1 pseudogene is annotated in these 497 nt (G+C 31.6%); it reads left to right on the forward strand.

What is annotated here, in order from left to right:
- Nucleotides 1–489 (forward strand): annotated as a pseudogene (locus tag GBI16_RS18385) (site-specific integrase); the annotation flags it as partial.
- Between the last annotated feature and the right edge of the window lie 8 nt (nt 490–497).

Raw genomic sequence — 497 nt, forward strand, 5'->3', positions numbered from 1 at the left:
TGGATGGATCGCCAAAAATTTAATTTAAAAACGAATTATGTTTATAGTAAGAATTTAGAAGAGAGTTGGTTTGATGAACTTTACGAAAAGGCTAAAAAACTGACTCGTCAAGATGAAATAATTCCTCTCCTTGATTTTCATTATAAAGATGATAGGCAGCAAGATGCACTGAAAGAAAAGAACATGTTTAAGGCGCTTAAAATATTATTATTACTTGGAAAACTGCGTAAGAATTTTCTACATTTTCAATGCCGAATGAAAGGTGATGAGCAACAAATTGTTAATTTTATTACTGGTATAGAGCCAATGTTAGGAGATCATCTGTATTTAGAAAAACAAAACTACCCAGTTAATTTGGGTGCTCCTGAGCGAACCGTTAAATTTAGTTTTCAAAGAGTTGTCGGTTCTAACAAAAAAAATGTTACTCCGCTGGTTATATTTAATTTAATGTTAAAAATGATGCAAGAAGATGAACTCTGGATCAAATAGCCTAAGCA

Origin of the sequence: Acinetobacter sp. TUM15064, assembly GCF_008980265.1 — a bacterium.
In the GTDB taxonomy this organism is placed as follows: Bacteria; Pseudomonadota; Gammaproteobacteria; order Pseudomonadales; family Moraxellaceae; genus Acinetobacter.